The organism is Sporomusa sp. (genome assembly GCF_057736855.1).
On sequence record NZ_JBYKYF010000079.1, the window covers coordinates 1 to 11598 of the forward strand.

Annotated in this window: 12 protein-coding genes and 1 riboswitch; of the genes, 11 read left to right on the top strand and 1 reads right to left on the bottom strand. The window is 46.4% G+C overall.

The genetic code is table 11. The features are described 5' to 3' along the window. Positions 1–87: 87 nt before the first annotated feature. The 11 genes from AC29Z1_RS07190 to cobO all read left to right on the top strand — a co-directional run bounded on the left by AC29Z1_RS07190 (position 88) and on the right by cobO (position 10575). Positions 88–1806, top strand: a complete 1719-nt coding sequence (locus AC29Z1_RS07190) for a cobaltochelatase subunit CobN (protein ID WP_488270778.1) — start codon at positions 88–90, stop codon at positions 1804–1806. A 53-nt stretch (positions 1807–1859) separates the two neighbouring features. Continuing rightward, positions 1860–2054, top strand: a complete 195-nt coding sequence (locus AC29Z1_RS07195) for a hypothetical protein (RefSeq protein WP_488270779.1) — start codon at positions 1860–1862, stop codon at positions 2052–2054. Positions 2055–2163: 109 nt separating this feature from the next. Then, the gene (locus AC29Z1_RS07200) at positions 2164–2919 is read left to right on the top strand and encodes a DUF3887 domain-containing protein (RefSeq protein WP_488270780.1); all 756 of its coding nucleotides are present in this window, start codon (positions 2164–2166) and stop codon (positions 2917–2919) included. 277 nt (positions 2920–3196) lie between these two features. Further along, positions 3197–3721, top strand: coding sequence for a CHASE3 domain-containing protein (locus AC29Z1_RS07205; protein ID WP_488270781.1), 525 nt, complete (start codon positions 3197–3199; stop codon positions 3719–3721). Next, positions 3714–4892 (top strand): methyl-accepting chemotaxis protein, encoded by a 1179-nt coding sequence (locus AC29Z1_RS07210; RefSeq protein WP_488270782.1) that lies wholly within the window; start codon positions 3714–3716, stop codon positions 4890–4892. Before AC29Z1_RS07205 ends, AC29Z1_RS07210 begins: the two co-directional genes overlap by 8 nt. A gap of 130 nt (positions 4893–5022) precedes the next feature. Then, positions 5023–5205, top strand: a riboswitch (cobalamin riboswitch). Positions 5206–5679: 474 nt separating this feature from the next. Further along, the gene (locus tag AC29Z1_RS07215; protein WP_488270783.1) at positions 5680–6246 is read left to right on the top strand and encodes a tetratricopeptide repeat protein; all 567 of its coding nucleotides are present in this window, start codon (positions 5680–5682) and stop codon (positions 6244–6246) included. 81 nt (positions 6247–6327) lie between these two features. Continuing rightward, positions 6328–7143, top strand: a complete 816-nt coding sequence (locus AC29Z1_RS07220; RefSeq protein WP_488270784.1) for a nucleotide-binding protein — start codon at positions 6328–6330, stop codon at positions 7141–7143. Continuing rightward, positions 7130–8428, top strand: coding sequence for a nitrogenase component 1 (locus tag AC29Z1_RS07225; protein ID WP_488270785.1), 1299 nt, complete (start codon positions 7130–7132; stop codon positions 8426–8428). Before AC29Z1_RS07220 ends, AC29Z1_RS07225 begins: the two co-directional genes overlap by 14 nt. Beyond that, on the top strand, positions 8421–9716 hold the full coding sequence (locus AC29Z1_RS07230) for a nitrogenase component 1 (RefSeq protein WP_488270786.1): 1296 nt from the start codon (positions 8421–8423) through the stop codon (positions 9714–9716). The genes AC29Z1_RS07225 and AC29Z1_RS07230 overlap by 8 nt, the downstream gene beginning before the upstream one ends. A 108-nt stretch (positions 9717–9824) precedes the next feature. Beyond that, positions 9825–10022, top strand: coding sequence for a hypothetical protein (locus tag AC29Z1_RS07235; RefSeq protein ID WP_488270787.1), 198 nt, complete (start codon positions 9825–9827; stop codon positions 10020–10022). After that, on the top strand, positions 10015–10575 hold the full coding sequence (cobO, locus tag AC29Z1_RS07240; protein WP_488270788.1) for a cob(I)yrinic acid a,c-diamide adenosyltransferase: 561 nt from the start codon (positions 10015–10017) through the stop codon (positions 10573–10575). The genes AC29Z1_RS07235 and cobO overlap by 8 nt, the downstream gene beginning before the upstream one ends. Before the next feature lie 23 nt (positions 10576–10598). Here cobO and AC29Z1_RS07245 read toward each other — a convergent pair whose 3' ends face one another. After that, a complete protein-coding gene (locus tag AC29Z1_RS07245; protein WP_488270789.1) occupies positions 10599–11564 on the bottom strand; it encodes an ABC transporter ATP-binding protein/permease in 966 nt (321 codons plus the stop codon). Positions 11565–11598: the final 34 nt, after the last annotated feature.

An 11598-nucleotide genomic window follows, 5' to 3' on the forward strand; every position in this document is an offset into this window, starting at 1 on the left:
CTGGAGGAGGATGTGCCCCGTCTGCCCGACCAGTCGCTGGAGGAGTATGTTCTGCGGGTTCACACATACCTGGAAACCTAAAAGCATATGCAAATACGGGTAGGGCTTCATGTGTTGGGTGAACCGCCGCAGGGTGATCAACTGACAGAGTTTATTCTGGCGCTGACCAGGGTGGATAACGGTGAGGTTCCTGCGCTGCCTAAGGTAATTGCTGATACTTATGGGTATGATTATTATCAAATGGTTGAAAAAAGCGGCGAGTTATTGCCTGACGGCAGCAAGAGTTATGCCAAGCTGATTGATGAGATTTGGGAATTATGCACAAGTATTGTTGTTTGTTTGCAGGAGCATTGTTTTTCTGAACAGGGAATTGCCGCCGTTTTCCGACTGCCGCAGATAACGGCACTTACTTTTACAGAAAAGACTAAAGCCGAACTGGAAACCGTTTTGCAGTATATCTGCAAGGAGCTATCGGTCAAGCTGGCAGCTACCGTTCAAGAGATAACCAATACGCTGCGGGCTTTGGACGGCCAATATATCGAACCTGGACCGGGCGGTGCGCCAACCAATGGCCGGGCGGATATCCTGCCGACAGGGCGTAATTTTTATGGTGTCGATCCCGGCAATCTACCAACCCCTACCGCTTGGGAAATCGGCAACCAACTTGCTGAGCAGGTCATTACCCGCTATATTGCCGAGGAGGGGGAGTATCCTGAGAGCATTGGTATGGTGTTTTGGTCTGATTCCAATATGCGGACAAACGGCCAATGTATAGCCGAGCTGCTCTATTTGATGGGAGTAAGGCCTGTCTGGCAAAGGGGCAGCAGAAGGGTTATCGGTTTGGAAGTGATTGAGATGGCAGAATTGAAACGTCCGCGGATTGATGTTATGGCTAGGGTAAGCGGGCTGTTTCGCGATACTCTGTTTGCCGCCATACAGGTAATGGAAAAGGCTGTTGCCTTGGTGGCGTCACTGGATGAACCGGTGGAGATGAATTTTGTAAAAAAACATATTATCCAGGACAGCGAAATGCTGGAAGAACAGGGAGTGGAAAAGGAGTGTGCCTGGCAGCAGGCCAGTTACCGCATTTTCGGCTGTCCGCCTGGCGGCTATGGCGCCGGTGTTGCCGCTTTGCTGGAAGCTAAGAACTGGGAGAATGTGCATGATATTGCTGATGTGTATGTGCGCTGGGGCGCGCATGTATATGATTCCGGCCGGCAGGGGGAATATTTGCCGCAACTGTTTCGGCAAAAGCTAGGGAGGCTTGATATCACCATAAAGAATATTGATAACCATGAGGTTCACTTACTCAGTTCCGATGATTTCAATGCTTACTGCGGCGGCATGAATGCCGCGGTGCGCAGTATCCGCGGTAAGGCACCGCTCTGTTATATTGGTGACAGCACTGACCAAAGTCATACCGAGGTTAAGAGTCTTGACGAGGAGTTCCGGCGTGTATTGCGCGGGGAATCACTAAATCCTAAATTTATCGAAGGTATGAAAAAACACGGTTATAAGGGGGCAGCCGACTTAGCGGCTCTAGTGAGCCATTGTTATGATTGGGATGCGACCAGTGAAGTCATGACAGACTGGATGTATGAAGGTTTGGCAGAAAAGTTAGCGCTTGACGAAGCTATGCAAAAATGGATGCAAGCGGTTAACCCCTGGGCGCTGCAAAGGATTGCCGAAAAGCTGCTTGAGGCTCAGCGCCGCGGTATGTGGGATGCCAAACCAGAGACCAAGGAACAGCTGGAACAACTATATCTTTCTATCGAAGGGGAGCTGGAGGAACGAGCTGATTCATAATAGGCTTTTAGAATTTAATATTAAAATACACGATGCGCGGGAGGAGCTTTTCAATGAGGAGAAAAAGTAGTGCAAAGCCTGTTTTATGGAAAAAAATATGTTTGGGTTTGTTGCTTGCTATCCTTGACCGCGATAATTCTGTAAACAAATATGAGAACTTGGATTTACCGTTTAACTGGACGTTAAGCTACAATAATAATAAAGTTAGCCGTTTTGCTAATATAGGCTGGGCCGTTTATAGAGTTTGAAGAGAAATTAGGCTGTAAGTAGTTTTTTTCTTGGATATTGGGTTCAGCACTGGGATATGTTCCACTTAGTTCAATAACCGAAATAATATAACGCAGCTGGAGGTAGACAATGAAAAAATGTTCACCGCAAAAGCAGCGCAGTGTGCTACGGCGGATGAATCGCTTCGGCGTAACCGAGGACAGCTTGTACCAACAGTACTTGGAAGAGTATGGAACAATAAATAAAAAACGCTTCTTAGCATCGCTGCGCCAAGTGGACAAAGAGCCGGATTTGGTAACAGCCACGTCGCTATATGTGCACTTGTTAGATCAAAATCAGTGGCAATGGCTAAGTAAAGATGAAGTGACTAAGGCTGGCAATGACCTGATCTTACTCACTGCAGGAAAGTATCAGATTTTATCGCCGGCAGTAGCTACCGGCGAATTAGCGGCCGATGTACGGGCTTGGTCGGCGCTGGTTGTGAAGATTGTGGCAGACCGGGTCGGAAAGGTGAGTGGCAGTGAAGCGTTGTCGCCTACTGTTTCATTACCCGATATGCAACGTTCAGCCGATCAAATTACCGAAGCAATGCTTACCAGTATTAATCAGAGTGATTACACGAGATTTTCAGCAAACTTTGATCAAAAGATGAAAAGTGGTTTGCCAGAGAATCAGTTCTGGCTGCTCAGCCAGTCGATTAAACAAAAACTTGGCAAATATGTATCCCAAGAGCCTATTACTGCCGAAGAAAAAGAGACCTTCACCATTATTTCTTACAAAGTGAAGTTCGAAAAAGAAAAAGAGGCTATTACCGTGCGCACTGTTCTAAGGCAAGAAGATGCTAGTCTTTTGGTTGCAGGCTTTTGGATTGATGCGCCGATTTAAAACTTATTATTACACCACACAGTTGACTATGTGACAAGTATATGGTGTAGTCTGTTAACCAAAACAAGATTGAGCAGATTGATTTTGCCGTTTAACTTAATGGCAGAAGATAGGCGCCAAAGGCGGGGTTATAGAGTAATGTAAAAAACATGAAGGACAAAGGCCTGAGAAAGGTCTGTACCTGGTTTTTTGTCCTCAGACGTCTGAATGTCAAAGCATTGAAACAAACTACAGAATACCTGCAATCGTGAATCCCCAATAGGGAGGATAAAGCTTTATGAAATTGACAGTTGGCAGACAATTTTTAGGTGTATGTTTGGTGATAGTGATGCTCTTGGTATTAATGAGTGGGTACATTTTTACAAAATCACAAGCTGTAGCGGAGAATTTCAATAATCTGATCGGATGGGTTGGGCAAATTAAAACTCATGGCGACGGTATTCAGTTACAGTTATATAAGCAAGCATCCTTTGCCCGTACCTATTATTTAACGGGAAATGATCAGTATGTCCAGCGTTATATGCAAGCAAAAAAGGAAATGTGGCAACATGCTAACGCATTGGAGACCATGTTGGTAACTGCTGAAGGGAAAGAGCGTCTGGGGGAATTGAAAGCTATCTTGCTTGACTATAATAAGGCCGTAGATGCCGCCATTGAGATACGGCGAGAAAAGGGGCAGGAAGAAGTTATTGAATTCTTGCCTAACATTGTAATGACAGTAGATGCAGCGGCGAGTAAGACCGAGGAATTTGCTGCATATATAAAAAAGATATATAAACGAGCGGCAAAAGGCTGTGAATGAAGAAGTCCACGATACTAACCGTACCATGTGGATAGTGGATATGCTTGCCGTGCTTGTTGCCATGATAATCGCGCTAGGGTTTTCCCGTAAGATTACCCAGCCGCTAGTAACAGTAGCGTTTGCCGCCAAGCAAATTGCCGAAGGTGATTTGAGGACACCTAAAACTCGGTATAAGTCTAAGGGTAAAGATGAAATCAGCGATATGCTTGATATTTTTTCGACGATGACTAAGAGGCTTCGCATGATGGTTTCTTCTATCTCTAAGACATCTGAGGCGGTAACGTCAGCCGGTCAACAGCTTATGGCTGTATCAGAAGAATCGGCTGAGGCGTCAAGTCAAATTGCAAACACGGTAGCGAAGGTAGCAGAAGGTGCGGCGAAGCAAACAGACGCTGTCAAGCAGGTGCTGGCTACCATTGAAGAGATCGTTTCTTTTATAACCCATATTGCGAATAACGCAGTAGAAGCCTCCGAGCGTTCAACCGAAACAGCGCAGACCGTCAAGACAGGACGTGCTGCTATGCAAGAAGCAACAGGGCAAATGTTAGAAGTTCGGCGGATAGTCAGCGTTGCCACAGAAGTGGTAAAAAAACTGGGAGACAGTTCTCAACAAATTGGCAAAATTGTTACGGTTATTAGCGGCATTGCTGGACAGACCAATCTGTTAGCTTTAAATGCGGCTATTGAATCAGCTCGCGCCGGTGAACACGGGAAAGGTTTTGCTGTGGTTGCGGAGGAAGTCCGGAAGTTGGCAGAACAATCCCAAGCGGCGGCTAAACATATTGCTGAGATCATTAGCCATGTGCAAAGTGATACAGATATAGCAGTTCGTTCGATGCAGTGTGGATTGGAAGAAGTCGAAAAAGGTTCGCAGCTTTTGGCCGTCACTGATGAGCAGCTAAACCAGATTAATTTGATGATTACCCATTTGAATACAAAGGTTCAGAAAATAACGGCAGACACCGAGCAATTGGCAAATGCCAGCTCGGCAATAGGTATATCTATGCAAAATGTTTACGCCGTAGCTACTGAAACAGTAAGCTATACGCAGATGATTACTTCGGCAACTGAAGAACAATCGGCGGCTATTGAGGAAGTAGCCGCTTCCAGCCGGAGCCTGTGCCTTATGGCCGAGGATATGCGCTCACAGGTGGCTAAATTCCAGTGTTGAGTTTACCGGCAATGGTATGGATATCGGAAACCCGGACAGTAAGTCAGGCAGTATAAGTTTTGAAACTGAATTTTACTTGACATTATTTACTAAAAAGTGATAATATGAACACATATAGATTTAGTGAAAAGTGAATACTATTGCGTTAGGTGCCCTTAGGGGCTTAATAGGGAAGACCGGTGTGATGCCGGCGCGGTCCCGCCACTGTAATGGGGAGTGAACCCAAGGATATACCACTGGGACGAGAGTCTTGGGAAGGTTTGGGCAAGCTATGATCCAGAGCCAGGAGAACTGCCTGACAAAAAATCGCCGTTTTACCCACGAGTGATGGGGAGGAGATTACAGTTACATCTGCTTATCTGGAATTATTCCAGTGAGTGGTGTTGTTTTGCTGAATTTACTCCTGGTCATAGATCAGGAGTTTCTAGTTGTGTTTGCTGTAGAAATCCTCCCTGCTGCCATGGTAGCAGGGAGTTTCTTATTAATGTCATTCTTCTTACTCCTTCATGTTTGCGGGTCGACTATGACCCGCGCCTTTTTATTATACCAGAATTTATATTAAATTCTGTTGACATAAATCAAAGTAGGATTTGCTGCTACGCGTCTTGATGGCCTAGTGCCGATTGTGCCAGGGTTGGCATGGCCATTTGTACCGTCTCAAGGTACTTGCCGCAAGTCAAGTCTTTTCTTGTCAGTACACAGTACTGTAGCTTTTCAATGATCGAACCGGCAGGAGAGCCGGTACATGAAACAAGAGTGTAATTAGTTAGTAAGAGAGGTGTTTGGGTTGAAGAAAACCATTATATTACTTGTTGTTGCTTTTATTATGACCAGTGTGTCTATTGGTTTTGCCGCAGATAAGAAGACTGATGCTAAGTCCAATCAAAAAGTTATTGCTGCCAGCACCAAGGCTATTACCGCCAATCCCAATGATGCGGCAGCCTATATCAAGCGGGGAAAAGCCTATGCCAGCAATAATCAGTTTGATTTGGCAATGGCTGATTATGATCAGGCCATCAAACTGGACCCAAAAAATGTACAGGCCTACGCAGCGCGGGGGCTGAGTTATTATGAGGCAAAACAGTATGAGGCAGCTCTGGCTGATTATACTAGTATTCTCGAAATGGCTCCCCAGGATATCGACGCCCGTTTTCGCCGGGGAATCTGTTATTACTATATGGGACAATATGAACTGGCTATCGGTGACTTAGAACAGGTTATTGTCTTACAGCCGAAGCACGCTGGTGCCTATTTGGTTAAAGGTGTATGTTATCAGAAGCTGGAATGTAACGAAGAAGCTATTGCAGCCTATAAAAGCTTACTTGCCAATGTGCCGAACGAAAAAGAAACGTAGGAAGCCATTGCGGCAGCAAAAAAAATGCTAAACAGATTAGGTGTTGAAGACTGACTATATATCGGGAGGGATTGAAGTAATATGCAAAAAAAAATTGCCTTTTATGGCAAAGGGGGAATCGGCAAGTCTACCACAGCCGCCAACGTGTCGGCAGCTTTGGCTGAAAAAGGATATCAGGTCTGTCAAATTGGCTGTGATCCCAAAAACGATTCAACCCGCCTTTTACTAGGTAGGGTTTGTTCCCAAACTGTACTGGACATGGTCAAGCAGTATGGTGACGAAGTCAAAGCAGAACACTTGGTACACACTGGTTTTGGTGGCGTACAATGTGTTGAGGCCGGAGGGCCTGAACCGGGAGTGGGCTGTGCCGGACGCGGCATTATCGTGGCCTTAGAAAAGCTGAGAGCCTTGCAGGCTTTGCCTGAAGATGCCCTTATTCTTTATGATGTATTAGGTGATGTGGTGTGCGGCGGCTTTGCCGTACCCATAAGGGAGGGCTATGCAACCGATATTTATATCGTTTCCTCCGGCGAACTCATGTCGCTCTATGCTGCCAACAATATTGCCAAAGGGGTGGCCCGCTATGCCGCCCGCGGGCCGGTGCGGCTTGGCGGCATCATTGGCAATAGCCGCGGTATTGTCAATGAGCAGGCGTTGCTGGAGGAATTCGCCAAAAGATTAAATACTTCTTTGGTAGCCTATATTCCTCGAGATCGTACTGTCAATAAGGCTGAAATTCATCGTAAAACGGTTATAGAATTTGCAGCAGAATCGCCGCAGGCGGCAATTTATCGTAAGTTAGCCGACTATATTTGTGAGAATACGGCGCTGACTGTGCCAAGCCCCCTGTCGTTTGAGGAGTTAGAGGAGTTGGTACTTAGCTATGGTGATGAATAAACGGGCGAAAACAGCCCGCAAACGGGGCTATAGTTGCGCCATGCCAGGAGTTTGGCGTGCTGTTTCACATAATGAAGGTGCTGTTGTTATTTACCATAGCCCCAAAGCATGCGGGCATATCGGCCGGGAAATGGATTTGGGGATGCATTTCCGTTCGTTGGCAAAACAGCAATTTATGCAGGAGCAGTACTCCGCACCACTGGTAATTAGCGGGCTGACGGAGGAACATTCGATTTTCGGCGGAGCCGAACTGCTCAGACAATGTATTGATTATGCAGCCGCAAAATATCAGCCCAGCTATATTTTGATTGCCAACTCCTGTGTGGCTGGCGTGATTGGTGATGATACCGCAGCGATAGCCAGGGAGGCAGAGGCGGCACTGGGTATACCAGTGATGTCTGTTCCTTGCTACGGATATCTGGATGGCGACTATTATGCCGGATTTTATCATGCAGGCAAATTATTAGCCGAGCGGTTTATGATTGCCCAGCCAAAGCTGGCTAATACAGTTACTTTATTAGGAGACCGTGGTGGTCCCAATGGGGTTGATGTGCAGGAAATTAAGCGTTTGCTTGAGTATTTTGGCCTCAAAGTGTATTGTCATTTCCCGGCATATGCCTCGCTAGAAGATATAAGACAGGTGCCGGTTACCGCGCTGACGGTTCCGCTTACTGGCACCAAACCGTCTGATACCTGGATGCGCAAGTTGGGACAGGAATTAGAGGACATGCTTGGAGTCCCTGCTTTTGACGGCGACTATCCTGCAGGCTGGCGGTTGACTGCCTTGTGGTTGACGAACCTTGGCCGGTTTCTAAACCGGGAACAGCAAGCTGCGGTTGCCATCAAAACAGAAGAAGACCGGTTGAATCAGCATATTGCTAAGTGTAGCGCCTTGTTGCAGGGCAAGCGGATTGTGTTGTATGTTGGCCGCCCGCTGCTTTATTTTGACCCCGCCTGGGTGTTAGAGTTATTTTCCTTATATAGGGTAACTTTGGCAGGCATTGTTCTGATGGACGATGTGTTGAGTGACGACCAACGGGCCGATTTATATGAGGAACTGAAGAAACAAACCACGATACCCTGTTATTCTCTGGTTGAAGGTGAAGCCGTAGTAGATACGGCGGATATTGTGGTGACAACCCATGAATTGGCGGATGTAGGGAAAAAGCAGCTCTTTTTGCCACTATTGCCACTGGCTGGGGTTGGCGGCATCATCACGTTGATGACCAAACTGGTACGTCTGGCGCAGCGTCATGACAGGCGGGGAGGGATTGTATATGTGTAATCGTCAGTGGAAAGATATGCGTACTCTGGCAGAGGCCTGTGCACTTACCGGTTCAGCCGCTTTTTTCGCTGGTATTCCTGATGCTGTATTAGTGGCTAATGGTCCCATGTGGTGCTATTTTTATGCGCTTCGCCATCTGGAAAGACAGTGTCCGGCAGTTAGTTCACAATTTTATTGTACGCAGGCCGATAATCATGCCGTTGTCTACGGTACTGAGGAATGTTTGCTGGAAACACTGGATACCATCCGACGGCGGGATTGTCCATCTGTCGTACTGATTGAAAATAGCTGTTCCGTCAGTTTGATTGGTGATGATATTGCGGGAATTGCCAAGCAGGTGGATTTGAATTGCCCGGTGGTCTATGTGGATAGCGGTGGGCTGGCTGGCGGTTTTGCCGCAGGCTACCGTGCTGCTGCCAGAGCATATCTGGAGCAGATGCCGCTTACCCGTTCAAACGGTGTGCTGCCCGGTACTGTTAATCTGCTGGGATGTACGATGGGGTACTATAATGCCGATAATGATGTGCAGGAACTAAAACGCATGCTCAAGCTGGCAGGATATCAGGTGCTGGCCTGCCCGGGAGCTGGCAGTAGTACCGAGGAAATAGCCAGTATGACCAGTGCTGCGCTCAATGTTGTGGTGCATGAAGAATTGGGATATGACTTGGCCGTATTGCTTAACGAGCGATATGGTATGCCTTATGTGTCTTTACCGCCGCCCTATGGGCTGCAGGGATCGCTCACCTGGCTGCAAAGTTTGCAGCAACATGTATCAGGCGGCAGCATTGACTTGGGGAAAGTCCGGCAGGAAGTCAGCATCCTGGAACGGAAGGTGCAGGCAGCTACGCTGGAAATGCAGCGCATTTGGGGAGATATGTGGTTTGAAAAGACGCTGATCGCCGCCCCTGGCTCGGTAGCTGTGGCCATGGCTGAGGCGGTTCGAACCGAGTGGCTGGATACAGGCTGGCTGACGGTAATGGCCTATGATAAACAACCATCTTATCCTTTACCGGATTGTATTGACACTTTTATTGAGGCCACCGGCGACAGTCAGGTAATTGAGCGGTTGTTGACAGAACTGGAGGGCGGGTTATTGTTGGCTGGCAGCAACGAGAAGGCTATATTGCAGCAAAAGGCGGTGTCTAACGTGGTATGTCAGAATATTGCGCTGCCGGTATATGACGAAGTCATCCTTAGTGATCGGCCTTTTATGGGAATACAGGGGGCCTGCCACATGCTGGAACGGCTTTGGAATCAGTATATTGCTTACTGTCAACGGCGCAGATGATATTGCTATAAATAAAAGCACGTAAGCCATATATAATAGGCAGTTGTGCGTCTATTGAGTCTGCGGAACAAATTGTTAACGATAGATTTTGTCAAGGAGGGAGATTGTATGTTGCAATATACTCCGAAAAATTGGCCATATGATAATGCGCATCTTTCTACTCAGGAGAATAAAACCAGCCCGCCTAAGGCAGTCTATTTCCTCATAGTCATTAAGAAACAGGATGTAGCAAGACAGCCAATAGGGTGTTTTAAGGCCAGACAGATGGCTAGTTTTATGGAAATGAGAATGAAGGGCCATGCATAGAAAGCGTAGTATTGTCAGTATGGTAGAACCCAAAGGATTAATTATTGTGAATACCGGAAATGGCAAAGGAAAAACAACGGCTGCTTTGGGACTGGGTATGCGGGCCTGGGGACAAGGGCTTAGGGTACTTGTAATACAATTCATTAAAGGTAATCGGAAATATGGCGAATTGAAAACAGCCGAAAGAATGGGAGCAGATTTTGTTATCTGCCAAATGGGCGAAGCTTTTGTGAGAAATAGTAGTGGCGATGACCGAGATAAGCTTAAAGATGCGGCCCAAAATGCACTGGAAGATGTCAGGCAGGAAATCATGTCAGGAAAGTGGGGCATGATTATCTTGGATGAAATTAACTATGCCATTGGGGCGGGGCTAGTTTCGGTAAACGAAGTACTGGAGTTAATAAATTCAAAACCTAGTTATTTGCATTTGGTACTTACTGGACGCGACGCGTGCCAGGAAATCATTGATAAAGCCGATTTAGTAACTGAAATGAGAGAAATTAAGCACTCGTTTAAACAGGGAATCAAGGCGCAAAAGGGTATTGAATTTTGAGGATTGCCTAGTTTTGTAAGATGTCACATTTTTTGTTGTTGCATCTGCTCAGAGCAACTCCAGTCGCTAGTGTTGCTTAGTTTTAATATCAGACGGTGGTATGTCTTTAACGTGTCACGGTGACCAATGCTGATTAATGCGGAAGTAGGTAATTTTTCTCTAAGTACTTGGTATATTTCTGCTTCCATGCTAGTGTCAAGGCAAGAAGTTGTTTCATCCAGGAAAATCCACTGTGGCTGATATAGGATGGCCCGGGTTAACGAAAGCCGTTGGAGTTCACCGAGAGAAAGGCTCTTTGACCAGTCTGTTTCGATGTCAAGACACGGGAGTAACGAGTCTAGCTTACATATATGCAAAGCTTCTTTCAATTTTTCATCTGTTATCCTGTGATGGCTGTGCGGGTACAGTATTGCAGCACGCAGTGAACCAATGGGGAGATAGGGCTTTTGCGGAAGAAACAGGACACTACCAGCAGGTGGGCAGGACACTTTTCCGGCAAAATAGGGCCAGACTCCGGCTAATGTTTGTAATAATGTTGTTTTTCCACAGCCTGAAGGTCCAGTTATAAGTAAACTTTTACCGGCGGAAAGTTCAAATGTAAGTTTGTTTATCAGTACATGTTCTTTAGTTATGAGTGTATTAGCGCTGTGAAAGGAAGTGGCCGGCGGTAGGCGCTGTGCTTGAATGAGCTGAGTGTAAAACTGTTGCAACCGGTTTTTTACAGCTTGCCATTGGGCAATTTTACCGAAACTTTCGATGATATAAGAGAGCGCGGCATGAACAAACCAGTAAGCACCAGAGATCTCAAATAATTGACCGAGTTGCAATTCGTCATTAAAATATCCAGGAGATGCGATTAAGAAGGCAAACACAATAGACAACTGCGAATAGGCTGAGGATATCCAGGTGATATCCCTTGTTGTCTTAATGATAGCAAGCTGGGTAGCGACAATATTTGCAAACGATTTAACAGACTGTGTTTTTCCCAGGTATGCCCTTTATATAGTGCAATACCTCTGCGTA

Coding starts and splice junctions, on each gene's coding strand:
- cobO (WP_488270788.1), top strand. CDS start 10,015: ATGCATAGAAAGCGTAGTATTGTCAGTATGGTAGAACCCAAAGGATTA.
- AC29Z1_RS07195 (WP_488270779.1), top strand. CDS start 1,860: ATGAGGAGAAAAAGTAGTGCAAAGCCTGTTTTATGGAAAAAAATATGT.
- AC29Z1_RS07205 (WP_488270781.1), top strand. CDS start 3,197: ATGAAATTGACAGTTGGCAGACAATTTTTAGGTGTATGTTTGGTGATA.
- AC29Z1_RS07200 (WP_488270780.1), top strand. CDS start 2,164: ATGAAAAAATGTTCACCGCAAAAGCAGCGCAGTGTGCTACGGCGGATG.
- AC29Z1_RS07220 (WP_488270784.1), top strand. CDS start 6,328: ATGCAAAAAAAAATTGCCTTTTATGGCAAAGGGGGAATCGGCAAGTCT.
- AC29Z1_RS07225 (WP_488270785.1), top strand. CDS start 7,130: ATGGTGATGAATAAACGGGCGAAAACAGCCCGCAAACGGGGCTATAGT.
- AC29Z1_RS07230 (WP_488270786.1), top strand. CDS start 8,421: ATGTGTAATCGTCAGTGGAAAGATATGCGTACTCTGGCAGAGGCCTGT.
- AC29Z1_RS07235 (WP_488270787.1), top strand. CDS start 9,825: ATGTTGCAATATACTCCGAAAAATTGGCCATATGATAATGCGCATCTT.
- AC29Z1_RS07190 (WP_488270778.1), top strand. CDS start 88: ATGCAAATACGGGTAGGGCTTCATGTGTTGGGTGAACCGCCGCAGGGT.